General features: G+C 48.6%; 24 protein-coding genes and 1 pseudogene. 21 read left to right on the top strand and 4 right to left on the bottom strand.

Annotated elements, in window-relative coordinates; genetic code table 11:
• Positions 1 to 216 precede the first annotated feature (216 nt).
• From Selli1_RS15365 to Selli1_RS15350, 4 genes are all read left to right on the top strand, one after another.
• On the top strand, positions 217 to 2931 hold the full coding sequence (locus Selli1_RS15365; RefSeq protein ID WP_281844494.1) for a translation factor GTPase family protein: 2715 nt from the start codon (positions 217 to 219) through the stop codon (positions 2929 to 2931).
• A gap of 330 nt (positions 2932 to 3261) precedes the next feature.
• Positions 3262 to 4179, top strand: coding sequence for an Rpn family recombination-promoting nuclease/putative transposase (locus tag Selli1_RS15360; protein ID WP_191433967.1), 918 nt, complete (start codon positions 3262 to 3264; stop codon positions 4177 to 4179).
• Positions 4180 to 4319: 140 nt separating this feature from the next.
• Positions 4320 to 4841 carry a peptide-methionine (S)-S-oxide reductase MsrA gene (gene msrA, locus Selli1_RS15355; RefSeq protein ID WP_204229577.1) on the top strand — a complete coding sequence of 174 codons (522 nt, stop codon included), beginning with the start codon at positions 4320 to 4322 and terminating at the stop codon, positions 4839 to 4841.
• Positions 4835 to 5620, top strand: a complete 786-nt coding sequence (locus Selli1_RS15350) for a damage-control phosphatase ARMT1 family protein (RefSeq protein WP_281844495.1) — start codon at positions 4835 to 4837, stop codon at positions 5618 to 5620. Before msrA ends, Selli1_RS15350 begins: the two co-directional genes overlap by 7 nt.
• Positions 5621 to 5798: 178 nt before the next feature.
• Here the strand turns inward: Selli1_RS15350 and Selli1_RS15345 are convergent, their stop codons facing one another.
• Positions 5799 to 6134 (bottom strand): LPS biosynthesis protein, encoded by a 336-nt coding sequence (locus Selli1_RS15345; RefSeq protein WP_087252683.1) that lies wholly within the window; start codon positions 6132 to 6134, stop codon positions 5799 to 5801.
• A 39-nt stretch (positions 6135 to 6173) separates the two neighbouring features.
• The gene (locus Selli1_RS15340; RefSeq protein ID WP_281873810.1) at positions 6174 to 8249 is read right to left on the bottom strand and encodes a HelD family protein; all 2076 of its coding nucleotides are present in this window, start codon (positions 8247 to 8249) and stop codon (positions 6174 to 6176) included.
• 157 nt (positions 8250 to 8406) lie between these two features.
• On the opposite strand from Selli1_RS15340, the gene Selli1_RS15335 reads away from it, so the two are divergent.
• Both Selli1_RS15335 and Selli1_RS15330 read left to right on the top strand, forming a co-directional pair.
• Complete coding sequence (locus Selli1_RS15335; protein WP_281844496.1) at positions 8407 to 8958, top strand: RNA polymerase sigma factor; 552 nt, start codon at positions 8407 to 8409, stop codon at positions 8956 to 8958.
• A complete protein-coding gene (locus Selli1_RS15330; RefSeq protein WP_087167237.1) occupies positions 8918 to 9448 on the top strand; it encodes a hypothetical protein in 531 nt (176 codons plus the stop codon). The genes Selli1_RS15335 and Selli1_RS15330 overlap by 41 nt, the downstream gene beginning before the upstream one ends.
• 92 nt (positions 9449 to 9540) lie before the next feature.
• Here the strand turns inward: Selli1_RS15330 and Selli1_RS15325 are convergent, their stop codons facing one another.
• Positions 9541 to 10437 (bottom strand): AraC family transcriptional regulator, encoded by an 897-nt coding sequence (locus tag Selli1_RS15325; protein ID WP_191433959.1) that lies wholly within the window; start codon positions 10435 to 10437, stop codon positions 9541 to 9543.
• Between the two features lie 293 nt (positions 10438 to 10730).
• On the opposite strand from Selli1_RS15325, the gene Selli1_RS15320 reads away from it, so the two are divergent.
• The 8 genes and pseudogenes from Selli1_RS15320 to Selli1_RS18415 all read left to right on the top strand — a co-directional run bounded on the left by Selli1_RS15320 (position 10731) and on the right by Selli1_RS18415 (position 17936).
• Positions 10731 to 12350 (top strand): glycoside hydrolase family 13 protein, encoded by a 1620-nt coding sequence (locus Selli1_RS15320; protein ID WP_087167239.1) that lies wholly within the window; start codon positions 10731 to 10733, stop codon positions 12348 to 12350.
• A gap of 74 nt (positions 12351 to 12424) precedes the next feature.
• Positions 12425 to 13042, top strand: a complete 618-nt coding sequence (locus Selli1_RS15315; RefSeq protein WP_087252685.1) for a hypothetical protein — start codon at positions 12425 to 12427, stop codon at positions 13040 to 13042.
• A 137-nt stretch (positions 13043 to 13179) separates the two neighbouring features.
• Positions 13180 to 13698 (top strand): peptidylprolyl isomerase, encoded by a 519-nt coding sequence (locus tag Selli1_RS15310; RefSeq protein ID WP_087168552.1) that lies wholly within the window; start codon positions 13180 to 13182, stop codon positions 13696 to 13698.
• 18 nt (positions 13699 to 13716) lie between these two features.
• On the top strand, positions 13717 to 14394 hold the full coding sequence (locus Selli1_RS15305; protein ID WP_281844500.1) for a CatA-like O-acetyltransferase: 678 nt from the start codon (positions 13717 to 13719) through the stop codon (positions 14392 to 14394).
• 121 nt (positions 14395 to 14515) lie between these two features.
• Positions 14516 to 15343 (top strand): annotated as a pseudogene (locus tag Selli1_RS18595) (energy-coupling factor transporter ATPase); the annotation flags it as partial.
• 102 nt (positions 15344 to 15445) lie between these two features.
• Positions 15446 to 16291 carry an energy-coupling factor transporter ATPase gene (locus tag Selli1_RS18590; RefSeq protein ID WP_334304886.1) on the top strand — a complete coding sequence of 282 codons (846 nt, stop codon included), beginning with the start codon at positions 15446 to 15448 and terminating at the stop codon, positions 16289 to 16291.
• Positions 16288 to 17112 (top strand): energy-coupling factor transporter transmembrane component T family protein, encoded by an 825-nt coding sequence (locus Selli1_RS15295; RefSeq protein WP_087168549.1) that lies wholly within the window; start codon positions 16288 to 16290, stop codon positions 17110 to 17112. The genes Selli1_RS18590 and Selli1_RS15295 overlap by 4 nt, the downstream gene beginning before the upstream one ends.
• A gap of 179 nt (positions 17113 to 17291) precedes the next feature.
• Positions 17292 to 17936 (top strand): MmcQ/YjbR family DNA-binding protein, encoded by a 645-nt coding sequence (locus Selli1_RS18415; protein ID WP_330677614.1) that lies wholly within the window; start codon positions 17292 to 17294, stop codon positions 17934 to 17936.
• Between the two features lie 149 nt (positions 17937 to 18085).
• Here the strand turns inward: Selli1_RS18415 and Selli1_RS15285 are convergent, their stop codons facing one another.
• Positions 18086 to 19231 carry a DUF4317 domain-containing protein gene (locus Selli1_RS15285; protein WP_087168548.1) on the bottom strand — a complete coding sequence of 382 codons (1146 nt, stop codon included), beginning with the start codon at positions 19229 to 19231 and terminating at the stop codon, positions 18086 to 18088.
• Positions 19232 to 19349: 118 nt separating this feature from the next.
• On the opposite strand from Selli1_RS15285, the gene truA reads away from it, so the two are divergent.
• The 7 genes from truA to cysK all read left to right on the top strand — a co-directional run bounded on the left by truA (position 19350) and on the right by cysK (position 25626).
• Positions 19350 to 20129, top strand: coding sequence for a tRNA pseudouridine(38-40) synthase TruA (gene truA / locus Selli1_RS15280; RefSeq protein ID WP_191437045.1), 780 nt, complete (start codon positions 19350 to 19352; stop codon positions 20127 to 20129).
• A 108-nt stretch (positions 20130 to 20237) separates the two neighbouring features.
• Positions 20238 to 21404 (top strand): aminotransferase class V-fold PLP-dependent enzyme, encoded by a 1167-nt coding sequence (locus Selli1_RS15275; protein WP_281873805.1) that lies wholly within the window; start codon positions 20238 to 20240, stop codon positions 21402 to 21404.
• 160 nt (positions 21405 to 21564) lie between these two features.
• Entirely contained in the window at positions 21565 to 22839 is a 1275-nt protein-coding gene (locus tag Selli1_RS15270) for a double-cubane-cluster-containing anaerobic reductase (protein WP_281844502.1), read from the top strand.
• 17 nt (positions 22840 to 22856) lie between these two features.
• Complete coding sequence (locus Selli1_RS15265; protein WP_087168545.1) at positions 22857 to 23111, top strand: putative Se/S carrier protein; 255 nt, start codon at positions 22857 to 22859, stop codon at positions 23109 to 23111.
• Positions 23112 to 23166: 55 nt separating this feature from the next.
• Complete coding sequence (locus Selli1_RS15260; protein WP_281844503.1) at positions 23167 to 23931, top strand: acyl-CoA dehydratase activase; 765 nt, start codon at positions 23167 to 23169, stop codon at positions 23929 to 23931.
• A gap of 67 nt (positions 23932 to 23998) precedes the next feature.
• Entirely contained in the window at positions 23999 to 24433 is a 435-nt protein-coding gene (locus Selli1_RS15255) for an RrF2 family transcriptional regulator (RefSeq protein WP_118635445.1), read from the top strand.
• Between the two features lie 263 nt (positions 24434 to 24696).
• Positions 24697 to 25626: a cysteine synthase A gene (gene cysK / locus Selli1_RS15250; protein WP_281873803.1), complete on the top strand. Its 930-nt coding sequence runs from the start codon at positions 24697 to 24699 to the stop codon at positions 25624 to 25626.
• Positions 25627 to 25648: the final 22 nt, after the last annotated feature.

The following is a 25648-nucleotide window of genomic DNA, read 5'->3' as shown; positions in this document are numbered from 1 at the left end:
TATAAGACATTATACCTCTACTCGAACAAAAAGTCGAGGATTACATATACTGATGTATAGCATATATAACCCTCGATAAAATCAGATCGATTTATACTTTTAAAAATCATTCATGAAACAACCCTGGGTGAAAAAGCGGGAGAATTCCCTTTATAGACGTCCCCTTTCTGTGTTATGATAGTATCTGTACTATCGAACAGAAAGGGGTATTTTCATATGGAAGATACGTCTGGAAATAAAGACAAACAGATTTGTCTCGGTCTGGTCGCCCATGTGGATTCGGGAAAAACGACGCTGGCCGAGAGTATTTTATATCAGAGCGGACAAATCCGGACGCTTGGAAGAGTCGATCATAAAGATGCGTTTCTGGATACCTACGAGCTGGAAAAGGACCGCGGCATTACGATTTTTTCCAAACAGGCACAGACCGTGATCGGGGACAGGCAGGTGACGCTCCTGGATACGCCGGGCCACGCAGATTTTTCCGCGGAGATGGAACGAACCCTTCAGGTACTGGATTATGCGGTGCTGGTGATCAGCGGGGCGGACGGCGTCCAGGGACAGGTGCGCACCCTCTGGACCCTGCTGGACCGGTATGAGATTCCGGTTTTTCTTTTTGTAAACAAGATGGACCAGCCGGGGACGGACCGGACGACCCTTCTGCAGGAACTAAAGAAAGAGCTGGACGAGCGGTGTGTGGACTTTGGCAAAGACCAGAGCCGGGAGGAACTGTTGGAGAATATCGCAGTGTGCGAAGAATCTCTTCTGGAATATTATCTGGAGACCGGAGAGATCGAGGATGAGGCGGTAAGGACTCTGATCCGGGAGAGAAAGCTGTTCCCGTGCTGCTTTGGATCTGCATTGAAGATGCAGGGAGTGGAGGAATTCCTTCAGGTATTTGACACCTTTACAACCGCACCATCCTATCCGGATGTCTTCGGGGCAAAGGTCTACAAGATTGCAAGAGATCCGTCCGGGACTCGCCTGACCTATCTGAAAATCACCGGCGGGACACTGAAAGTCAAGGACATTTTAAGGGGCAGAAAACAGCAGGACCCGGAAGAGACCTGGGAGGAAAAGGTTCATCAGATCCGGATTTACTCCGGTGCCTCCTATCAGGCGGTGGAGGAGGCTTCCGCCGGGATGGTCTGCGCCGTGGCGGGACTGGATTCCAGCTGGTCCGGGGAAGGACTTGGAATGGAGGAGGACGCCCAGGTGCCGATGCTGGAGCCGGTGCTCTCCTATCAGATCCTTTTCCCGGACGGGGAGGACGTTCACCTGATGCTTCTGAAACTCCGGCAGCTGGAGGAGGAAGTACCGGAACTGCACATCGTATGGAATGAGCAGGCCGAAGAGATCCATGTCCAGGTGATGGGCGAGGTTCAGATCGAAATCCTGAAAAGCATGATTGAAGAGCGGTTCGGCGTCCGTGCCGAATTTGGCTCCGGAAGCATTGTATACAAGGAAACCATTACGAAGAAAGTAGAAGGGGTGGGACACTTTGAGCCCCTCCGCCACTATGCGGAAGTCCATCTGATTCTGGAACCGGGTGAGCGGGGCAGCGGACTCGTTCTCGACAATCAGTGCAGCGACGATGTGCTGGATAAGAACTGGCAGCGTCTGATCCTGACCCATCTGGCAGAGCGGAAGCATCCAGGAGTTCTGACCGGATCGGAAATCACCGATCTGAAAATCACCCTGGCATCCGGAAGAGCCCACCAGAAACATACAGAAGGCGGAGACTTCCGGCAGGCGACGTACCGCGCTGTCCGGCAGGGACTGATGAAGGCGGAAAGTATCCTGCTGGAACCGGTCTACGACTTTATTCTGGAAGTCCCGCAGGAATCCATCGGGCGAGCTATGACGGACATCCAGAAGATGGGCGGCTCCTTTGCGCCTCCGGAGCAGGAGATGGACCGCGCCGTCCTGCGCGGCAGCGTTCCCGTATCGGAGCTTCAGGGATACCAGATGGAAGTCATTGCCTATACGAAAGGGCTTGGAAGGATGTCCTGCACTCTGAAAGGGTACGAGCCATGCCACAATGCGGAGGAAATCATCGAGGCGGCAGGATACCGGCCGCAGCTGGATGCGGACAACCCGGCGGGATCCGTATTCTGTGCCCATGGTGCCGGATTTTATGTGGAGTGGGATCAGGTAGAAGACTATATGCATCTGGAAAGCTGCTTGAAAGAAGAAAAGCCCCGGGAAGAAGCGGCCGCACCCCGTTCCTATACCCTGACCTCCAGTTACGGCTGGGGAGACGAAAAAGAACTGGAAGAGATCTTCAACCGTACCTACGGGTCCGGCCAGGAACGAAAATACGGATACCAGAAACAGAAAACCAAAACCCCTTCCAGGGCGCCGAAGACCGTCTACGCGAAAAAGAAGGAGGAGGAAGAATACCTCCTTGTAGACGGCTACAACATTATCTTTGCGTGGGAGGAATTAAAAGAGCTGTCCAAAATCAATATCCAGGCGGCAAGAGATAAACTAATGGATATCCTGAGCAATTATCAGGGGTTCAAAAAGCAGACTCTGATCCTTGTATTTGACGCCTACAAAGTGGAAGGACATCCGGGTGAGGTACAGAAGTACCACAATATCTATGTCGTCTACACAAAAGAAGCTGAGACAGCGGATCAGTATATCGAAAAGACGGTACATAAAATCGGTCGTACCCACCAGGTGACTGTCGCCACATCGGACGGACTGGAGCAGATCATCATCATGGGACAGGGCGCAAGAAGGCTTTCTGCAAAAGGACTGAAGGAAGAAATCGAACAGGCCAGTATCGAGATCAGGGAAACGTATCTGGACCACAAAGACACAAAAGGGAAAACCTATCTCTTCGACCAGCTCTCCGAAGAGATGACCGATTTCATGGAGGAGATCCGGCAGGGAAGGAAAGCCGCCAGAAAAGAAACGCCATAGGTCTATTGAAAAGACGGAACAAGGGACAGCCCGTTCCGTCTTTTTCATACATGAACACGTAGAATATTTTAAAAAGTTTAGAAAGAATTCTCAGATTTTTTATGGAGTTATCCAGGTCACTGTGATAAGATAACACTATCTGAAAAGCATTCTGCTTTTCTCATTCAACGGCGTTCGCCGGATTATCCAATCAATCAAACTGAATACGGCAGAGACATCTGTCAGAAAAGAACAGACCTTTTCGGCTTTCACGGATTATGGTACACTGTAGAAAGAAGAACAGTTCCTTATCAGGCAGATGCAAAAGCCATCTCAGAAAGGAGACTGTCTATGAGAACAAATGAAACCAATCAAAAAATCACAAACGGCCAGGAAGAATTTATCATGAAACCCTATGTGGACTGGTGTTTCAAAGAGCTGATGCGCAATCCAAAGACGAGACAGGGATTTATTGCAGTGCTGCTGAAAGTCCCACCCGAAGAAATCGGCGAGACGATTCTGCTGAAAAATGAGCTTTCCCGGCGGTCCGAAGAGGAAAAACAGGGCATCCTGGATGTACACGTCCTTTTACGGAACGGAATTCAGATCGACATGGAGATGCAGGTTGCCTATGTGGATTACTGGGACGAGCGGCAGATGTTTTATCTGTGCAAGATGTTTGCCGATCAGCTGAAAAAAGGAGAAGGGTATGAGAAACTTCAGAAGTGCATCCAGGTCGGAATCCTGAATTTCACATATTTCCATGATGATGACATCAGTTACCACGTGATCAATTTTCGGGATAACAAGACCATGAAGCTGTACAGCGATAAGATGGAGATTCAGATTCTGGAACTGCCCAAGATACCGGAAGGTTATCAGGATCCGGACGGGATTGTAGCATGGATGAAATTCTTCCGGGGGCCGGACAAAAAGGAGATGGAAGAATTGGCAAAAGAAAATCCATATTTGGAAGAGGCATACGAAGACCTGTTGGAAATGAGCCAGGATGAAGAAAAAAGGCGCGAATATGAAGCGAGGGAACGGGCGATCCGCGACTATGAGCATTTCAAACATGCGGCAGAGCGTGCAGCAGAGCGCGCACTCAAGGAGGGACACGAAAAAGGAATGCGCCAGGGAATCCAGGAGGGAATTCAACAGGGAATTCAACAGACATTAATTGATTTGTATCGGAAGCAGGTGCTGACCGTGGAACAGGCGGCCGTGGAATGTGGAATGACGGTGGAGGAATTCCAAAAACTTCTTTAAAATTGGTTTGGACGGATCAGGAACAGAACGAAGAGTTTTTTATACCGGATGTGGTTTTGATGGGGAGTCCGAATACACCTTATCCGCTCTCCTGGAAAAAGCATCAGGAAGAGAACAATTTGCATAAGGAGGACATAAATATGAAAACAATCTATTTTGCTGGAGGGTGCTTCTGGGGAATGGAAGCATTTATGAAAAAGCTGCCGGGTGTTGCAGAGACGACGGCCGGATATGCCAATGGCAGAACGGAGAATCCGACGTATCAGGAGGTCTGCAGCAATACGACAGGGCACGCGGAGACGGTGAAGGTCGTGTATGATCCGGAACAGATTTCCCTGGAACTGTTATTAAAAGCCTTTTTCAAGGTTGTGGATCCGACGGAGCTCAACCGGCAGGGCGGTGACGTTGGGGAACAGTACCGGAACGGCATCTATTATGTGGATGTAGAGGACCGGCCCGTGATTGAGGCGGCAATCGAGAAGGAGAAGCAGAAGTATGCAAATCCGGTTGTGACAGAATGCATGCCCCTTGCCTGCTTTTATGATGCAGAAGAATACCATCAGGATTACCTGGATAAGAATCCGGCCGGCTACTGCCATATCAACCTGCTGGATGCGGACGAATTCATTGCAGAAGAAATGGGAGAGGAAAGTATATGTTAATGCATCATGCGTGTATGCTCTGTAATTTAAATCAGGTGTATCGTGTGATCCGTCTGCTGGATATGGATGAATTGTCAGACAGGCATCTGGTATCCAAAGTTGTGGCGTTTCTTGCCGAGGCGGACTATTCGAAAACAAATTCGGAGATCATGGGTGAGACCTGGAAATTGATTACCAGAGAAACGGGACAGGAAGATCCTTATGCAGAGATAAAAAAGCGGTATAACCGGATGCTTCTGGATGAGGAGGAAGAACTTCGCTTGTCGGTGAAGCGCTCAGAAGACCCGCTTTGTGGTGCCCTGCGTCTGGCAGCCGCTGGAAATCAGATTGATTTTGCAGGGAGCAGAGAAGTCCGTTTTGTGATGGAAGAAGTATACCATCGGATGAATGGAATGCTGGCGGTGGATGACAGCGGGCAGCTCTTTAAAGATTTGAAAGATGCAAAAAGTGTGTTGTATATAGGGGATAACTGCGGAGAAATTGTGTTGGACAAACTGTTTATAGAAGAAATCCGGAAGCAGTACCCAGATCTTTCCGTTACATATGGAGTCAGAGGGGAACCGATTGTCAATGATGTGACGATTCTGGATGTCCGCATGACAGGAATGGAAAGAGTGGCAGAGGTGATCGAGAACGGAAGCGGAGCCCTTGGTACGGTACTGTCAGATACTTCTTTGCAATTTCGGAATGTGTTTGAAAAGGCGGATGTTATTATCAGCAAAGGTCAGGGCAATTTTGAGGTCTCAGTGAATGCACCGACAAGAACATTTACCATTTGATGATAGTAAAATGTGAGAGAATCGCCGGGATTTTGAAGGCTCCAGTTGGAGAATTGATCTGCTGTCATGGAGTCCGGTGACAAAGAGAGCTTATCAAGTCTGTTTCGGACGTCTATTAAAGAATCAGAAAAGATACCCCATACTGCAACTATAACAAAGCTGCAGCATGGGGCTGTTTTTATTTCTGAACTTCTTTCCTCAGCACTTCTTTTGGCGGCTCAATTTCCAGAGCGATCGTGTGCTCGGTGAGCTCGGAAAGTGCCCGGATTTTCTTATTTAGGAGCGGGCGCATGCAATTCGGTACATGTTCCTGATGAGCCCGGTGGATGGCTACACATTCCTTGCAGTTGCCGTGGTAGCGGCAGGCTTTCTGGCAAGGGCAGTGATCCTTGTCCTTATACTCTTCCCGGAATGCGGAGGCAAACTCCTCCTGAAGCCGCAGTCCTTCGGCGCGGTCGCCACGGTGAAAGGCTTCCATTGCTTCTTTTTGTTTTGGATTTCCTTCGATGATCATAGGTATCCCTCCCTGAGTCCTGTTTCCCTTTGTACGGCCTTATTTTAGCACACTTTCGCTGCCTGTGGAAGTCAAAAGGAGAGGAGTAAGCGGCCGGTCCGTCAGAAGATAGAGTTCGTGGAGGGCACGGGTGATGGCCACATAGAGGAGCTTTGCGTCCTTTGGATGATCCTGATAGTGGTCTTCGTCCGGCTTCCAGAGGATGACACAGTCAAACTCCAGACCTTTGGTCAGAGAGACCGGAAGTACCATGACGCCGTTGTGGAAGCTGTTGTCGTCCTCTTCCAGAGGGATGCCAAGGCCGGATTTCAGCTCTGCGGCCTCTTCCGGCGTCCGGCAGATGACGGCGATGGTTTCAAACTTCTTTTCCCGGACGTGCCGGAGAGTCTCCTGCAGCTGGTAGAAGAGTCCGGAAGGCTCTGCCTGCAGAATGGATACCGGCTGACCATGGCGGATCACCGGATCGATCTGGTAGCCGCCCTGGGAAGCCCGCTGAAGGACCTGCCCTGCAAAGCGGGAAATTTCTATGGTATTCCGGTAACTTTTCAGCAGAAGGTAGAAGCTGTCCTTTGGAGAATCAAACATGGCTTCTTTGAGCTGTTCCCAGTCGTTCATGCCGGTCTCGTAGCGGATGTTCTGGGAGACGTCCCCCATAATGGTAAAGTAACAGTCATGAAGCATCTGCTTGAGGACATAATAGACGGTTTCACCGAAATCCTGAGCCTCATCGATAAAGATCTGGCTGAATACATCCTGATCCTGTTTTTGGAAGATCCGGCGGTAAATGAGGCCAAAGGCGGCCGCATCGTAAACATCGGTTTTCCCTTTTGAAACACCGGCTTTTGTCGCAGAAAAATCAAGAGAGGAATCCTGTTCTTCCAATTCGGTGAGAAATGCAAGGTAAAGTCCCGGAACCGTCCATTTGTGGACGGAAGAGTCAAAATACTTCCGGAATGCCTGGCGTTTGGCTTTCTTAAAATCGGATGACCGCTCGGTGCAGAGAAATTTCAGCCGGGAGAGAATCCGTTCATTTAAGTGTTTCTCGAACTGATAGAGAGAATCTTCCGGGTGATAGCTTCTTGCCTCCAGCATGCTCTCCAGAGAGAGCACTACGCCCAGATCCGGATCCGTGATATCCGAAAGGTTCAGTGCTTCCTCGGTAAGTTCTGTCAGAAACCGGTCCAGTGCCCGGATAAAAGGCAGATGGCTCTTGATTTCCGCCTCCGGATAATCCGGCACGATTTGATACTGCTTTTTCCAGGCTTTCTCCATCAGATACGGGAAGATTTCATCCATCCGCATTTCGTGGATATGGTGGACATCTAGCTCCGGCAGACCGCTCCGGATATAGTGCAGGAGCATGTCGCTGCTTCCGATGATGCAGAACTCGGAGGGCTTGTAGAGATCTTCGTAGTTGTACAGAAGGTACGAGATCCGGTGGAGGGCCACCGTTGTTTTTCCGCTGCCGGCCACACCCTGGACGATGATATTTTTGCTGGGCAGATCCCGGATGATGGTATTCTGCTCCTTCTGGATGGTGGCGATGATATCCCCCAGCACGGCGTCCTTATTCTGAGAAAGATATTTCACCAGCAGGTCGTCATTGGCGGCGATATCATCATCGTAGTAGCCGTGCAGCGTGCCGTCGGAAATGTCGTAGGTCCGTTTCTGGTGGAGATCGATTTCCACATCGCTGGATCCAGGAACGGCGTAATGTCCGTTTCCCAGACTGTTTTCATAGTACACATTGGCCACCGGAGCCCGCCAGTCCACGACAATCACGTCGGTCTGATTTTTCGAAATGCCGTTTTTCCCGATATAGCAGCATTCCGAGGCCTCATAGGTCAGATCGTCGTAGAAAATCCGCCCGAAATACGGCTGATGCAGCGCCGATCTGTTTTTGCGGAGGGTATTTTGCACATGCTCCAGAATATTCTGGCTTGCGACCAGCTGACCGTAGGAATCCCCCTCCCCCTTGCGGACAGCCTGAAACAACGCTGTAACCTCTTTTCGCGAGGCCTGTTCTCTGGCCTCATACAGCCGGATATTTTCCTGAATCACGGAAAGACAGCTTTCCAGATGCAGGAGTTCTTCTTGATAATCCTGATTCATCATGATCATTCCTTTCTTTTCCGGCCATCCCAAACACTGTCTTTCCATTATAGCAGGAGAACGATCGAAAGAAAATCCGAAAAAGTGGGATTTTTACACTTTTTTTCAGGTATGATAAGTGAAAAGCTTTTCAGAAAATATGTTTCGGCGGAGGAAGACAGTGGACAACGAACGATATAACGAAATTGTGACAACATACAGCCCGATGGTGTACCGGATTGCACTCCACGACTGCAGAAATCATGCCGATGCAGAGGACGTCATGCAGAATGTATTTCTTCGGCTGTACCGGTTCGCACCGGAATTTCAAAGTGTGGAGCACCTGCGCAGATGGCTGATTCAGGTGACCGTCCGGGAATCCAGGCGCCTGTTTGCAAAGCCCTTCCGGAAACGGGAAGCACTTCTGGAAGAACTGCATCCGGGAACGGACACATTGGTATCCGGAAGTCCGGCGGATCTGACGACAGAGGAGGGAGTTCTGGCGGATGTACTTTTGCTCCCAAGAAAATACAGAGTCGTCATTTATCTTTATTATTACGAAGAATATTCCATCAGAGAGATTGCAGGAATGCTTGGGAAAAAGGAATCCACCATTCAGACTCAGCTTGCGAGGGCGAGGAAGAAGTTAAAGCAGACATGGGAAATGGCGGATGGAAAGGAGAGATTACGTTATGAATCAGACAGACGGGTTCAGAGAAATGGAAATTTATAAAATGGCATGCACCAGGCTCAGGCCGGATCAACATGCAGTGAACAAGGTGATGCAGAGGAAGCGGGCGGCCAGAAGGCCGGCCCGGAGAAAGGCAGTGGTTCTTGCGGCGGCCTGCATTGGAATGTTTGCCTGCTCGATCGTAGGCACAGCGGCGGCCAGACAGTTTCAGGTGGAATTTTTTGCAGACGGGAAAGTCCTTCAGATTGGAGCCGGACTGGAGAAAAAAGGGGATCAGTATGTGATCCATATGGAAGAAGGAACCAGGACCAGCAGAGAAATGACAGAAGCAGAGAAACTTGGCGTGTCTGTGGTACGGCATGAAGATCAGCAGACTATCGGACTGGTTCTTGGGGAAGAAGAGCGGGATATTACGGAGGAAATCCGAAGGGATGGACAGTACGAAACCATCTGGGAGAAGGATGGGAAGACGTACCGCATTCAGGTGACGGACGCAGAACCGGAGCCAAACGTTACCATTACAGAAGAATAAAGAGCCAGGATGGATACAAAAGACGCCGGGAGGCGCCCGATTCGATCCGACAGGATCGCTTTTGAAGGGCAGACTTCCGGCGTCCGGTTTCGTTATTCCACTTGGGTTAAGGCCTCCTTTGGCGTCATATGGTACTTTTTCTTAAAGACCCGATAAAAATAAGAAAGGTTGTGAAATCCACTGGAAAAGGCCGCATCAATGACAGAATACCTGCCGCTTTGCAGCAGCTGCCAGGCCCTTTCCAGGCGGAGCGCATTGATGTACTCCGTACAGGTCATTCCCACATGGGTCTTAAAAAACCGCATAAAATGCGATTCACTGAAACAGCAGATTTCAGCAAGCGTGGAAATAGCAATGGGAGATTCCAGATGGAGATCAATGTAGTCCAGCACCAGCTTCAGCTTCTCACTTTGCTCCCTGGAAGAGACGGACACTGTCTTTTGAAGACGGAACGGCCAGATCCGGTAAAATAACTCCAGAAACAAAGACTTCATCAAAAGCTCATAGCCCTCCTCCTGGGACTCATACAACTTGATCAGACGGGACATCAGATCCCGCAGATGCGGATTCACAGAATGGCCGGAAGAAAACACATACGGAAACTGCACCTCCCGGTTTGCAAACGGACGAAGATACTTCATACTGCAGAGATCCGAACCACTCGCACCCGGAAAATTCATATGAAACACAAAGGACTCCGAAACCATCCGGCTCTCCGGGAACGAACCCGCAGAATGCAGCACACGCGGCGGCAGCAAAATCACATCCCCCTCCCCAACCGGATAATCACACAAATCAATATGATACACACACGAACCAGACCGGATCCAGGTAAACTCCGCCTCCTCATGCCAGTGCGCCGGCACCAGAGGAAACTCCTCCGACAACACCACATCATACTTCTCAAGCGGAAACAGCCGGTCCCCATGCCGCACACCCTCACGCTTCATCAAAAACGAACGATCACGAAGATCCATATCAGCACACATCCAATACACCTCCCAACCTGTTGAGCACTTATAGGTTTTTTTAGGGCTTATAGGACCTGAAAAGCAGAATCGTACAAAATAGTAAGATAATAATACAAGAAAAAAACAAAAAATGCAAGTATAATACAGTTAACCCTTTTGTTGGGGACGTGTACCGATGCAACGGAACCTGTCCCCAATGAAAAATTTCAGAATAGAGCGAGTTTTTAATATTGTATGAGAAAATGTGACAGTTCTAGGCGGCGATTTGGAAATGCCAGGGTACTGAAAAAAGTCAAAGGAGGAGTTTTGTTATGGCAAGAAAGTGGTGGCAGGATAAGGTAGTATATCAGATTTATCCAAGGAGTTTTCAGGATAGTAACGGGGATGGAATCGGTGATCTTCCGGGTATTATTTCTAGATTGGATTATCTGGCGGATCTTGGAGTGGACGCACTCTGGCTTTCGCCGGTGTGTCAGTCTCCGCAGGACGACAATGGGTACGACATTTCGGACTATCAAAATATTGATCCGATGTTTGGAACACTGGACGACATGGAGCAGTTGATTGCGGAAGCAAAAAAAAGAAATATCAAAATTATTATGGATCTGGTGCTGAACCATTCTTCCGATGAACACCGTTGGTTTCAGGAGGCGAAGAAAAGCAAGGATAATCCGTACCACGACTACTATGTCTGGCGTGATGGTGAGGAAGGAGTGCTCCCGAATGATATGAAGGCATCCTTTGGCGGTTCGGCCTGGGAATGGGTACCGGAGCTTGGTCAGTATTATTTCCATCAGTTTTCTGTAAAACAGCCTGACTTGAACTGGGAAAATCCAAAGGTCAGACGGGAGATTTACGATATGATTCTTTGGTGGATGGACAAAGGTGTTGGAGGATTCCGTCTGGATGTCATCGATCAGATTGCCAAAGAACCAGATAAGAAAATCACGACAAACGGTCCAAAACTGCATGAATTTCTGCGGGAGTTAAGTAAAGAAACATTCCAGAAGGCAGATCTGATTACGGTCGGTGAAACATGGGGCGCGGACCCGGAACGGGCAAAACGTTACAGCAATCCGGACGGCAGCGAATTTTCCATGGTATTCCAGTTTGAGCACGTGATGCTGGATCAGGAAGAAGGAAAAGAAAAATGGGACCTCAGCCCGCTTCCATTTGTGGAACTGAAGAAAAACTTTGCAAAATGGCAGAAAGAACTGCACGGAAGCGGTTGGAACAGCCTGTTTTGGAACAACCATGACCTTCCAAGAATCGTATCCAGATGGGGAAATGACAAAGAATACCGCGTAGAATCCGCCAAAATGCTTGCAACCATTCTACACGGAATGCAGGGAACTCCATATATTTATCAGGGAGAAGAACTGGGAATGACAAACGTAAGATTCCCGGATATTACCCATTACCGCGATATCGAGACACTCCATATGTACGAGGAGCGGCTGGAAGCAGGATACAAAAAAGAAGATATTATGAAATCCATTTACGCAAAAAGCCGCGATAACGCACGGACACCAATGCAGTGGAACGACAGCACAAACGCAGGATTTACCACAGGAACCCCATGGATCGAAGTCAATCCAAACTACACAGAAATCAATGCAGAAAATGAAACCAAAGATCCAGATTCTATTTACAACTACTATAAAAAGCTGATAAAATTACGGAAGGCAAACGAAATCTTCACAGAAGGAGAATTCCATCTCCTGCTTGAAGAAGACTCACAGATTTTTGCATACACACGCACAACTGAAACAGAAACAATGTGCGTCATCGCAAACTTTACAGCTACACCGGCACCATGCAGACTGATAGAAAAATGGAATAAAACAGAAAAACTGATACATAACTATAACACAGAAAACACAGACGGAATATTACGTCCGTACGAAGCAATAATCTATATTGACAGATAATTAAAAAACAACTGTATTTTGGGGACGTGTTCCGGTGCATCGGAACACGTCCCCGTAAAAGGGTGATGGTAACTATGTTGGAGCTGGATTATTTTGGGATTGATGGTGCTGTTGGAGGGAATCAGGACTGGTTTTCAAATGTAGTGATGCATATTGGTGGCTGTGCAGCAGCGGCGGCTTGTGATACGTGTATTTATTTTGGAAAGAGATTTGGAAATACAGGATGGTATCCGTTTGACATTGAAAATCTGAATAAGGATGACTATGTTGTGTTCAGCCAGATGATGAAGCCGTATATCAAGCCGCGGGTTGGAGGCGTGAAGAATCCGGAGTGGTTTGTGGATGGTTTTTCACGGTATCTTGAGGATCATCCGGATCCGGAAAGGCCGAAACTTCGGATGGAGATTTTGTGGGGCGGAGAGCCGGAAGGAAAAGCGAAGGAGGCTTTGAAGGAGCGGATGGATAGAGGGTATCCGGTGCCGTTTCTGCTTTTACGTCATCAAAACCGGGAGGTGTTTGAGGATTATATCTGGCACTGGTTTATGGTGATAGGCTATGAGGAGACGGAGAAGGATTTTCTGATTCAGACGGCGACTTACGGAGAGAAGAAGGCTTTTTCCTTTCACGAGATCTGGAATACGGGCTGTGAGGAGAAGGGCGGTATGATTTTGTATGAGCTGTCCGAAAAGTAATGGCCGGAATTATGCAGGCCGAGCCTTCCGGATTGTATTACAGAAAAGAGGTTGACGTCAGAGTGTGGCGGCTTGCCTGCCGCAGAGGAGTGTGTTACAATCGTTTTAGCCTAATAAAGATAAAGGAGAGAAATGATATGGCAAATCCAGTAGTTACGTTTGAGATGGAGAACGGGGATATCATCAAGGCGGAGTTATATCCGGAAATTGCCCCGAATACAGTTCGAAATTTTGTGTCTCTTGCAGGAAAGGGATTTTATGATGGATTGATTTTCCACAGAGTTATCCGTGGATTTATGATTCAGGGAGGATGCCCGAATGGTACAGGTATGGGCGGCCCTGGTTATTCCATTAAGGGTGAGTTTGCGCAGAATGGTGTGACAAATGATCTGAAGCATACGCCGGGTGTGCTTTCTATGGCACGTGCGATGCATCCGGATTCTGCGGGAAGCCAGTTTTTTATTATGCATGAAGCGGCTCCGCATCTGGACGGCGCTTACGCAGCATTTGGAAAGGTGACAGAGGGAATGGACGTGGTCAATAAGATTGCTGAGACAGCGACAGACTACAGTGACCGTCCGCTGGAAACCCAGAGAATGAAAAAAGTTACGGTGGAGACATTCGGCGAAGAATATCCGGAACCGGAAACGATCTAGGTTAAAAGGAACAGGAAGATGAAAAAGAAAATCGACTATGAAAACTGGGATCGAAAAGAGATTTATGAATTGTTTCACGGCTATCTTTTTTATCTGACAGTTGAGATTGATATTACGGAATTCCTGGAGACGATTCATAAACATCAATGGAAATTTTATCCTTCTATCTGTTATTGTATTACCAAGACAGTCAATTTGGATGAAAGATACCGGTATGCAAAAGTGGACGGTCAAGTCTGCGTATGGGATCATGTGAATACTCATTATACTTTGATGCGCAAGAACACGGATCATCTTTTTACACATCAACGGACAGGATACCAGGAGGATTTCCAGAAGTTCTATGAGGCGTTTTTAAAGGATAAGAAAGAAGCGGAAAAATGCAGCAGCCTGTATGCCTATCAGCAAAAGGCGATGGATGACGTGCATATTTCCACGATGCCGAATACTGTTTACACGAGTCTTTCGTACGCCAAGCCGAATTCTTTTACAAAGTATGGAACGGACAATGTCAGTTACATTCCTTTTGTGATGATTGGAAAGTATCATGAGGAAAACGGACGGATGAAAATGCCTGTAACAGTAGAGTTTCACCATGCGGTAAATGACGGGTGGCATGCAGAGAATTTTTTCCGGCTGCTAGAAGAGTGCTGCAGAAGTTTTCAGCAAGAAAAGGAAGACGAAATGCACGATTAGAGAGAGATGTGAGCTGTTGCTGGTTCTGGCGGCAGCTCTTTTTCCATTTTACTAATGACCGGGAATGTGGTACACTATACGAAATATGGTGAAAAATGAAGAAGTAAGAGGTTGACTGCAGATGAGTATGGTAAAAACCGACAAGCTTGTATTTGAATATGAGAAACGAGACGAGGAAGGAAATGTCATCGGGAAGCAGCGGGCCATTGATGAGGTAGATCTGGAGATTGAAAAGGGGCAGTTTATTGCCATTTTGGGACACAATGGTTCCGGAAAATCCACGTTTGCAAAGCATATCAATGCGCTTCTGATTCCGGGAGGCGGCACGATGTGGGTCGGCGGCCGGGATACCAAAGATGAGGATGAGCTGTGGAACATCCGCCAGAGTGCGGGGATGGTGTTCCAGAATCCGGACAATCAGATCATTGCCACGGTGGTGGAAGAGGATGTTGGATTCGGCCCGGAGAATCTGGGGGTGCCGTCAAAGGAGATCTGGAAAAGAGTAGAGGATGCGCTGGAAAAAGTAGGTATGCTGGAATATCGTTACAGTTCGCCGAACAAGCTTTCCGGCGGACAGAAGCAGCGGGTGGCAATTGCAGGTGTGGTTGCCATGCGGCCGGAGTGTATTGTGCTGGATGAGCCGACGGCGATGCTGGATCCGAATGGCCGGAAGGAAGTGATCCGGACGGTCCGGGATCTGCAGCGGCAGGAGAAGGTGACGGTCATTTTGATCACCCATTATATGGAAGAGGTGACGGATGCCGACTATATTTATGTAATGGATAAAGGGAAAGTCGTCATGCAGGGAAATCCAACGCAGATCTTCTCGCAGGTGGATCTGTTAAAGCATTACCGCCTGGATGTGCCGCAGGCGACAGCAGTGGCGGATGCGCTGATTAAAAAAGGATTTCCGGTTTCCGCGGGAACGCTGACGAGACAGAAGCTTTGTCAGGAGGTTTGTGTCCTTGCAAAGGAGAGAGGAGTTCTTCAGAATTCCCTGCCGCCGGAAGTGGTCAAAGATCACGCGCGTACCCGACCGGACGGGGAGCCGATTTTAAGTCTTCGCGGGCTGAATTATGTCTACAGTCCGGGAACTGCCTACGAAAAGCAGGCCATGAAGGATGTCAATCTGGATATCTGGCAGGGCGAATTTATTGGCATCATCGGACATACCGGATCAGGGAAATCTACACTGATCCAGCATCTGGACGGTCTGATCCGTGCTACCGGCGGAGAATTGTATTTTGACGGTGAAAATATTTATAAAGAGGGTTACTCTATGAAAGCTCTCCGGCAGCAGGTGGGACTGGTGTTCCAGTATCCGGAGCATCAGCTTTTTGAAGCGGATGTATTAAGCGATGTCTGCTTCGGCCCGAAAAATCAGGGGCTTTCCGAGGAGGAATGTAAGAAGAGAGCAAAAGAGGCACTGGAGATGGTTGGTTTTCCAGAGTCTTTATACAATGCATCTCCGTTCGATCTTTCCGGAGGACAAAAGAGAAGGGCGGCCATTGCAGGTGTCCTTGCCATGCGCCCGAAGGTGCTGGTACTGGACGAGCCGACAGCGGGACTGGACCCGAAAGGACGGGATGACATTCTGGATCAGATTGCACTGCTCCAGAAAACCACCCATATGACAGTAATTCTGGTTTCCCACAGTATGGAGGACGTTGCCAAATATGTGGACCGGATCATTGTCATGAATCACGGAGAAAAGATTTTTGATGACACACCGAAACAGGTTTTCCGACATTATAAACGGCTGGAAGAAGTGGGACTTGCCGCACCGGAAGTGACATATCTTATGCACGAACTGCGAGAATCGGGAGTTCCGGTTTCTACAGATATCACTCTTGTGGAGGAAGCAGCCGATGAAATAGAAAGGGTATTAAAACAATGATACGAGATATTACAATAGGCCAGTATTATCCGGCGAAGAGCCCTGTTCATAAACTGGACCCGCGTGTAAAGATTGTCAGTACACTGTTGTATCTGATTTCGCTATTTTTATTCCGGAGTATTCCGGGCTATCTGATTGCCACGATCTTTCTCTTTGGATGCATCAAATTGTCCAAAGTTCCGGTAAAATATATTCTCAAAGGATTGAAGCCGATCTTCATTCTGCTGCTGATTACGATTCTCTTCAATCTGTTTTTGACAACCGGTGGCAGAACTCTGGTTCACATCTGGATGTTCCGGGTGACGGAAGAAGGGCTTCGGACAGCAGTTTACATGGCAATCCGTCTGATTTATCTGATCATGGGTGCATCTTTGATGACGTTCACGACAACGCCGACGGCACTGACCGATGCCATCGAAAGTCTCTTGCGTCCGCTGAATCATCTGCATGTGCCGGTACATGAAATCGCCATGATGATGTCCATTGCGCTTCGGTTTATTCCGATTCTTCTGGAGGAGACGGACAAGATTATGAAAGCCCAGATCGCAAGGGGAGCGGATCTGGACAGCGGAAATATTATCCAGAAGGCCAAAGCCATGATTCCAATTCTCGTGCCGCTGTTTGTCTCGGCGTTCCGGAGAGCCAATGACCTTGCCATGGCAATGGAGTCCAGGTGCTATCGTGGCGGCGAAGGCAGAACAAAGATGAAGCCGCTTGTCTACAGCAGCCAGGATATCCGCGCGTATGTGATCGTAATCGTATACATGGTCGTTGCGGTGGGAGCAGGAAGATTTCTTCCGTTTCATATCTGGATTTTTTAATGCAAAGGAAAGCATTCTCAGTGGGAGGGTGCAAAACAAGAATAAAACTTATATATCAGAAAAAGAATCTTTTTACCGGCAAAACGGTAAAACAGATTCTTTTTTTGATACAATGGAAACATGATAGACAGGTGTCATGTTTTGTGTGCTATAGTCAAGGAAAAAGAGGAGGAGACAAGATGAGATATGAGTGGATGGATGCGTACTTGTTAAAAAAGCGGGGCGTGACGAAAGATTATCAGCCGGTCTGGAACTGGATCCGATACCATGTGGGCGGAAAAATGTTTGCAGCCATCTGTCTGGATCAGGAGAAGCGCCCTTATTATATTAATCTGAAGCTGGAACCGGTAAAAGGTGAGGTATTCCGAAGCCAGTACGAAGACATTCTGCCGGGATACTATTCTGACAAAATCAACTGGAACTCGATCCGCACGGACGGGGAGGTGCCGGATGACCTGATGAAAGACATGCTGGATGAATCGTACCGCCTGGTACTGGAAGGATTCAGCCGGAAACGGCAGCGGGAAATTCTGGGCATCACCTGTTGTGGTACAGAATGTTATACGTGCAGCTGTTATGGTTCCATCTGCGGGGGATGCAATGAGCTTTCCGGAAAAGTATTCCACGCTCCGAAGGGAAAGGCCTGCCCGATTTACCGGTGCGCCGTTTACAAAAAGTACCGTACCAGCTGTGCCGGATGTGAGGATCTGCCGTGTGAAATCTGGAGGACAACAAAGGACCCGGAATTGGATGAGGCGGAATTTGAAGCTGATATCCGTCAGAGGATGGAGAATCTGAAAAGAGCATACGAAGATGGCATTTGATTATAAGAAAGAATGCAAAAATTCTACCTTCCGACAGACGATCAGGAAAGCAGAAGAACGCTTAAACCAGTAAAAAGGCGCCGGTCCTGCCAAGGCAGAAGGGAATTTCTGACCTCAGCAGAACTGGCGCCATTGTTATGTATGTGTCTCTATTCTGAAATAGATCCGGACGGCCGGTTGGAAACGGGAATGCCGTTGACTTCCACGCTGTCACTGAGCTGAATGACAAGGTATGGGATGCCGTCAATCAATTTTGTTTCCACCAGATCAGTCCGGTCCGGATTTACCTTGATGACCACATCCGGAGTCTTGACCTCGAAGGTTCGGGTGTTGGCCACGTTGGACGCCAGAAGAGACGGCGTGTCCCCGGCAGCAGCATCAAATTCCCGGTCAAACTGTTCCAGATTTTCCTCCCTGGCGCCGCTTCGCTCCAGAAGTTTCTTCACATCCGTCTTGTCCAGACGCAGCGGCTCCGGCTCATCTTTATGCTCTTCAATCATTTCTGTCAGATTCTCATGAAGTGTCTTGACCGTGTCAAAATTGCAGGAATCCCCAAGGGTATCACTGACCAGATACTGGAAGGTGGATTTCTGATCCCCTGCAGGCATCGGCACATGACAGCCAAGGACATTGTCAATCAGATCATCCTGAAATTCTTTTGCGTTTTTCGAATAATACAGAAGACTGTGGATGTCCGTGGAGCGGTCGTTAAAGGCCGGGAACAAAAATCCGATATCCGGCATTTCCACGATCCAGTCACGGATCCGGTCCTCAATATGATTGGTCTCTGAATTATAGCAGAGCCCTGCCTTGGAAAGCTTCACCGGGCAGATGCTGCAAAGGAGAAATTCATATACTTCGTCTGAAGCATCAAACATTTCTTCCCCGTCGGAAGATTTCCCAGGCACATCGTAGTTTGCATGAATCAGAATAATATAATAATTTTCCCCATAGTTATAAAAATCGATAATCTTTTGATAAAACTCGTCCAGAAGAGAATCATCCTGAAGTTTACTGTCCCGAAGTCTCAGAAGAAACTCCTGGGTGCCGCCGGAAGTTTCCTGCTCCAGCGGGAACTCCATATCCATCAGATTTTTCCCGATTCCTCCGGAAAGCGTCTTCTTAAACAGATCAAAATATTTAAACATTTCCTCCTCCGGGAGAGAAAGGAACGCATCTTTTGATTTCGTCTTTATCGTCTTTTCCCCGTCTACATAACAGCCACAGATCCGCGTAATGGCACAGTTGGCAGGAGAAAACTGCTTTTTAATTTCTGCGATTTCTTTTTTATTCATGTTCGTTCACCTCGCAGATTATCTTATCATGGATGAAGAAAATGTACAAGAAAAAGGCAGATTCTTTGGCCGCGGTGTGTTAAAATGAAGAAAGCAAACAGACGAAGGGGATCAGAACGTGAAACGAATCAAACTGACCGTCGCATACGACGGCACCAACTACTGCGGCTGGCAGGTACAGCCAAACGGAATCACAATTGAAGAAGTACTGAATAAAAAACTCAGCAAACTTACCGGAGAAGATATTCACATCATCGGAGCAAGCAGAACCGACTCCGGCGTCCACGCCCTTGGAAATGTGGCAGTTTTTGATACAACAAGTACAATTCCACCGGAACGGTTTGCCTATGCCATCAACCAGAGACTGCCCGAGGACATTGTAGTCACACAGTCCGAGGAAGTTCCTATGGATTGGCACCCAAGGTATCAGGACTGCATAAAATACTACGAATACCACATTCTCAACAGATCACTCCCGGATCCGCTGAAACGCCTGACCACAAGCCACGTCTCCTTCCCGCTGGATGAGGCCAAAATGCAGGAGGCGGCCAATTACCTCATCGGTACACACGATTTCAAAAGCTTCTGCAATATCCGCACAAACACGGACGACACCGTACGCACCATTTACAGTCTCGACGTTGTCCGGGACGGAGAAGAAATCACCATCTACATCAGCGGAAACGGCTTCCTCTACAACATGGTACGCATCATCGCCGGCACACTCATCCGCGTCGGCCGGGGATTCTATCAGCCAGAACAAGTCAAAGAAATCCTCGAAACAAAAGAACGAACTGAAGCCGGCGTCACCGCACCACCACAAGGCCTCAGACTTGCAAAAATAAAATATTCATCGGGGACGTGTTCCGATTCAAAGGTACACGACGTAAATGAGTAAAAAATGGCCTCCAGCCCAGTAAAATCAAGGGCTGGAGCTAATTGTCAGATAATTTTCACTGGGGACGTGTTCCGGTGCATCGGAACACGTCCCCGGAAAGGAGGAGCGATGGGGAAGATCTATTTTGATAATGGGAGTACGTCGTTTCCGAAGGCGCCGGGTGTGGGCCGTGCGATGGTGGAGCTTTTGGAGCGGGGTGCGTTTAATATTAATCGTGGCGGCTACGAGGGGGCTTATGAGCTGGCAGGCCGGGTGCTGGATACGCGTGAGATGCTTGCGAAGCTGTTTCATGCGGAAAGTTCCAGACAGGTGATTTTTACCCCGGGAATCACATGGTCTTTGAACATGTTTTTAAATGGATTTTTGAGGGAGGGGGATCATGTGGTGGTCTCCGGCATGGAGCATAATGGTGTGATGCGTCCGCTGGAACAGCTGAGGAAGACGAAGGGAATTTCTTATGATGTGGCAAGGACGTCATCAGAGGGCGAGGTGACAGCTGAGGCCGTGGAGGAGAAGATCGGTCCGAAGACAAGGCTGGTGCTTGTGCTGCATGCTTCCAATGTGTGCGGAACGGTGCTTCCGATTGAAGAGATCGGGGAAGTTTGCAAACGGCATGATGTCTTTTTTGCGGTGGATACGGCTCAGAGTGCGGGGACACTTTCTATTGACATGCAGAAGGCAAACATCGATTTTCTGGGATTTACCGGACATAAGGGGCTCAAAGGCCCGCAGGGGATCGGCGGCTTTTTGATTTCGCCGGAGCTGGATGCCTGTGTCCGGCCGGTGATTCTCGGCGGAACGGGAAGTCATTCGGATCTGCTGTCCCAGCCGGAAGAACTGCCGGATAAGTACGAGAGCGGAACGATGAATCTTCCGGGAATCATCGGGCTCCATGCGGCTCTTTCCTATCTGGAAGAAACGGGAATCGATGTGATCCGCAGGAAAAAGGAACAGCTGACCGCCCGGTTTCTGGACGGAGTCAGAGAGATCCCGGGTGTGCGTGTGATCGGAAAGCAGACGATGGAGCACCGGACGGCGGTGGTCTCTCTTGATTTTCCAGAAATGGATAATGCGATCGCGGCATTTCTTCTGGAACAGGAGTACGGGATTATGACGCGGGTCGGCCTGCACTGTGCGCCGCTGGCCCATCAGAGTCTTGGAACTTTTCCAAAAGGAACGGTGCGGTTTTCTTTCAGTGAGGAAAATACGGAAGAAGAAATTTCCAGAGGAATCGAAGCGGTCAAGCGGATTACTGAAAATAGAGATTATCTATAAACAATTATAATTATGTGAAAAAACGATAGAATAATCTGCCGGGCGAAATTGAAGCAGTTCCGGAAACATGTTACCCTTAACGTAAGAGAATCATTGACAGACAAAAGGCGCGGCTTACCAGCAGCCGTGTCTTTGTTTCGTGACAAAGGAGGAAAAAGAAATGGCAGATTATCATCAGATGTGGAAAGATCTTGGAATGGACGTAGAGACCCACGATCAGCTCTGCGAAGTGCTTCCACAGGCGTTTGGAGATGTGTATCTTTCTCAGGAAAACAGACCGGAAGGAATGGATTATTATAATTTTGTCGTTGCGGAAATCCACGGCGTTCGTCCGGCAGAGCTCATTGAGCATCAGAAAAAGGGCGGAAAAGTATTTGGAACGTTTTGTGTCTATGTGCCGGATGAAATTGTGTTTGCGGCAGACGCAATTGCAACGGGACTGTGCGGCGGTTCCCAGTTCTGGGTCCCGGGCGGTGAGAAGGTGCTGCCGACCAATACCTGCCCGCTGATCAAGGCATCCGTAGGGGCAAGACTGGACCGGACCTGTCCGTTCTTCCGGATTGCGGATATGTATGTCGGTGAGACAACCTGCGACGGCAAAAAGAAAGCATGGGAAATTCTGGCGGAAGATGTGCCGGTCCATGTCATGGATCTTCCGCAGATGAAGCGGGAAAAGGACATCAAAGCATGGGCAGATGAGATCCGTATTTTCCGGGGCGTAGTTGAAGAGATGACAGGCAACCAGGTGACGGCAGAATCTCTGCACAATGCCATTGTTCTGATCAATAATAAGAGACGGGCACTTTCCAGACTGTATGATTTAAGAAAAAATGAAAAACTTCCGATCAGCGGAAAGGATGCCCTTTTGATTTCCCAGATTGCATTCTATGATGATCCGACCCGGTTTACCGAGATGACAAACAAGCTTTGCGATGAGCTGGATCAGAGAGTCAAAGACGGCGTCAGCGTATTCCCGGAAGGAACAAAGAGAATCATGCTGACAGGTACTCCGCTTGCGATTCCGAACTGGAAGCTTCACAACCTGGTAGAAACAAGCGGCGGTGCGGTAGTCTGTGAAGAAATGTGTACAGGTACCCGGTACTTTGAACGTCTTGTGGACGAAGCAGAGGGAACGGTGGATGAGCAGATCGACCATCTGGCAGAGCGGTATATGGGCATCAACTGTGCATGCTTTACACCGAACTCCGCACGAATCGGCGATATTATCCGCCTTGCAAAGGAATATAAGGTAGACGGAATTATTGACGTGAACCTGAAATTCTGCAGCCTGTATGACTGTGAAGGCTACCATGTAGAAAAAGCGCTGAAAGAGGCAGGTATCCCGGTACTTGGCATTGAAACGGATTATACGGACAGTGACGCGCAGCAGCTTCGTACCAGAATCAGCGCATTTATTGAAATGTTAAACAGCTAAAGAAAGCTGGTGCAGGAATGATTTCATATTATGTGCTTTTTCCCAATCACGATAATGGGATGCGGCTTTACCGGGAAATGAAAGAAAACGGCCTGAAATGTACGATTGCTCCGACTCCGCGCGAGGCGAGCAAGTGCTGCGGCATTTCACTTCTTGTAAAAAAAGAAGATCTGGATCAGATCAGGCAGATTGTGAAAGAAAAACAGATTGAAATTCTTCAGATTGCAGAAATCAAAAAGGATATCGATCCCAACAGGGACCGGTATTGCTGAAAAACAGGCGGGGACGCAAATAAGCGTCCCCAAATCATGGTGGAGGGAATGAAACATGAATTACGTAGGAATCGACATCGGATCAACCGCTTCCAAGGTTGTGGTAAGAGGGGATGCAAATGCGCATTTCGTACTTCCGACCGGATGGAGCAGTAAGGAGACGACGAAGAAGATAAAAGAACATTTAAAAGAGCTGGGGGCAGATGTGGAAAACGAGGATACCCGCGTTGTTGCTACCGGATACGGACGTGTGGCCGTGGATTTTGCGGATCATGTGATCACAGAGATCACATGCCATGCAAGAGGAGGACGGGAACTGGCACACGGAGACTGTGCAGTCATTGATGTGGGCGGACAGGATACGAAAGTCATCATGGTGGAACATGGCATGGTTGTGGACTTCCTGATGAATGACAAATGTTCAGCAGGAACCGGAAAATTCCTGGAGATTATGGCTAACCGTCTGGGCGTGACCATCGACGAACTGTTTGAGATGGCTGCAGCAGGGGAGGTTCTCCCGATCAGTTCCCTGTGTACGGTATTCGCCGAATCCGAGGTCATAAACTACATTGGTGAGGGGCAGAAACGGGAAAATATCGCCGCCGGAGTCGTGGATTCCGTAGCTGCAAAAGTGGCACAGCTGGCACAGAGAAAGGACCTTCCGGATCATATCATCCTGACCGGAGGACTGAGCCACAGCATCTATTTCACAGATATTCTCAGTAAAAAAATCGGCAAAAAAGTAGAACCGACGGAAAACGGACGCTACGCAGGAGCCCTGGGCGCATCTTATCTGGCGGAAGAAAAAAAGAAAAGATAAAGATAGCACACTTGACGAATTCCCTCGACAACAGGTATGATAACAGAGAAGATTGGGAGGGAATTGCATGAAAATTTCAACAAAAGGAAGATATGCACTCAGGCTGATGCTGGATCTGGCTCTCCATGATCAGGAAAAACCAATCCGGCTCAAAGACGTAGCCGCACGGCAGGGAATTTCTGTCAAATATCTGGAAAGCATTGCAGGGGTACTCGCAAAAGCAGGGTACATCCGAAGCCTTCGGGGAGCACAGGGCGGCTATTTTCTCAAATACAGTGCAGAACAATATAAAGTCGGCGACATTCTGAGACTGACAGAAGGAAGCATGGCACCGGTAGACTGCCTCGAAACAGAAGAAAACCACTGCCCGCGCGCAGAAACGTGCACCACACTCCGTCTCTGGAAAGAACTCGACACCGCAGTCAAAAGCGTAATCGATCACTACACACTCGCCGATCTCGTAACATGGGAAAAACAAAAAGGAAACGAATACATTATCTAACAGAAAGAAACAAAGCCCACGACGACAAGCAAAGTCCAAGGTGGGAAAAATAAAACAGAAGATACAGAAGATAAATAAGGCAAAAGGAAAAGGGGACAAATGTCCTCTTTTTCTTTTGCCTATCCCCATAAAAACAACAAAAACCCCTTGACAAAGAGAAACAGATACCATATAATTCCTATAAAATTTATAGGAAATCAACTCATTGGGGACAGGTTCCGATGCATCGGAACACGTCCCCGAAATAGAAAGAAGGGATTTACATGACTGTTTTTAGTAGTGTTTTGGATCTGGTGGGTGGTACGCCGCTTTTGGAAGCGAAGAATCTTGAGAGGGAGCTTGGTCTGAAGGCGAAGATCCTGATGAAGCTTGAGTATTTGAATCCGGCTGGAAGTGTGAAGGATCGGATTGCGAGGGCGATGATTCTGGATGCCAGAGAGAAGGGGCTTTTGAAGGAGGGGGCTACGTTAATTGAGCCGACTTCTGGAAATACGGGCATTGGTCTTGCTTCGATGGCGGCGTCTCTTGGATATCGGCTGATTTTGACAATGCCGGAGACAATGAGTGTTGAGCGGAGAAATATCCTGAAGGCGTACGGGGCTGAGATTGTTTTGACAGATGGTGCCCGTGGGATGACAGGGGCAATTGAGAAGGCAAAGGAGCTTGCGCAGGAGATTCCGGACAGTTTTATTCCGGGGCAGTTTGAGAATCCGGTGAATCCAAAGGCGCACATTGAGACGACAGGGCCTGAGATCTGGGAGGATACGCAAGGACAGGTTGATATTTTTGTAGCAGGTGTCGGAACAGGCGGAACCATCACAGGTGTGGGTACTTATCTGAAAGAGAAAAATCCGAATGTGAAGATTGTGGCGATGGAGCCTTCGGATTCTCCGGTGCTTTCCGGAGGAAAGCCGGGCCCGCACAAACTGCAGGGGATCGGCGCGGGATTCGTCCCAGAGACGCTGGATACGGAAATTTATGATGAGATTCTTACCATCGGTTCAGAGGAAGCGTTTTCCGGTGCGCGCCAGATTGCGCAGAAGGAAGGTGTTCTGGTGGGAATTTCTTCCGGTGCGGCTTTCGCGGCGTCAGTGAAGCTTGCGAAACGGCCGGAAAATGAAGGAAAGACGATTGTTGTCCTGCTTCCGGATTCAGGAGACCGGTACTACTCCACTCCGTTGTTTACCGCATAGAGAATCCGAATAACAGGCCAGA

Origin of the sequence: Sellimonas catena (assembly GCF_027924685.1) — a bacterium.
Classification (GTDB): Bacteria; Bacillota; Clostridia; order Lachnospirales; family Lachnospiraceae; genus Sellimonas; species Sellimonas catena.
This window is presented reverse-complemented; position numbering and strand designations above follow the sequence as displayed.